Origin of the sequence: Actinosynnema sp. NPDC002837 (assembly GCF_040295345.1) — a bacterium.
Lineage (GTDB): Bacteria > Actinomycetota > Actinomycetes > Mycobacteriales > Pseudonocardiaceae > Actinosynnema.
Genome location: NZ_JBEOVG010000222.1, coordinates 1 through 1,124, shown reverse-complemented (window position 1 = coordinate 1,124; position 1,124 = coordinate 1). Strand labels below are relative to the sequence as shown.

Here is a 1,124-nt window from a genome sequence, read left to right as displayed (position 1 = left end):
ATAAAATCTCTTCATTCCCCTCTGGATTGTCATCAACTGAATTATCCACGTTGTCGTCAACAAAAACTTTTTGTTGACGTTTTTTAGTTGACGTTTTGTTAAAAAAAGCATTCTTAATAACTTTTTGACCATCAACGTCAACGTAAACGGTATTTCCTTTTTTTGACGTAAATTGACGTAAATCTATTGACGATTCTTTTTTTATTTTTTGCCATACAGCTTGCTTTGAAACACCTATTTCATCCGCAAGCTCTTTGATTGTCTTTAACTTTTCACTCATCATAAGTCCTGCCTTTTAACCGTGGGTAGGTATTGCTCGATTGCTTTTTTGAGATACTTAGTGATATTTTTCTTTGAGTAGTCTTCTCGCTTGGCTCTCACATAAGACAAGTGGTCTTTGACCCCATTCAAACCTCGTAAGTCTTTCAGTTCGTCATAGAGAGGGTACACGTGTGCTTGTAAGCCTGAAAGAATTTTAGTATCCGTCAAGTCTAGATAAGACAATAAGAAATGTTCCATAAGCAGCTTGGTATACGGACTTTTTAGGGCTTGTACCGTCAGCATGTCTTCGGTTTCTGCTTTACGTGCTTTATCTTCTTGGTAGACTTTATCTTCCAACTTGTAGCTGTTATCGTCTGCTCGACGTTTTTTCGTGATATGAAAGACAATAGAATCAATGCTTTTACCTTTTTTCACTTTCTCATAGGCAATATTAAATGAGGTCCGATCATTGATTTCTTCAAGGGGTTTATCTAAAACTTTCTTGCTAAAGTTAGTGAATAATTTGTATTCATTGACCGTGTCCGTCATTTCTCGTAATTCTCGGATTGAAATTGAAGGATTGCGGTAGGCTTCCACTTGTTCTTCTCTCCGTCCACCCTTATAACTATAATGCTCGTATTGGTTATAATTCATGGATAACCAACGATACAAGATGATAGAATATTTACTATTGAGTTCTGAAATATCGGACAAGGCATGTTGTGTGAAATTCTTTTTAAGATTGATTAGATAAGGCATGATTTCAGGACTAAATCGAATAGTAACTTCATCATGATAATCGGTCCACTTTACATAGGGAATAGGGACGATATTTTCAAACTCAAACCCATGTTCTTTTTTTT

Annotated in this window: 2 protein-coding genes; both read right to left on the bottom strand. The window is 35.8% G+C overall.

Annotation, left to right across the window (positions count from 1 at the left end; translation table 11 throughout):
- The coding region (locus ABTZ99_RS45015; RefSeq protein WP_499619295.1) for a hypothetical protein at nucleotides 1-280 on the bottom strand (280 nt) is incomplete at its 3' end.
- A partial coding sequence (locus ABTZ99_RS45010; RefSeq protein WP_499619294.1) for a RepB family plasmid replication initiator protein occupies nucleotides 280-1,124 on the bottom strand: 845 nt, incomplete at its 5' end. The genes ABTZ99_RS45010 and ABTZ99_RS45015, both read right to left, overlap by 1 nt.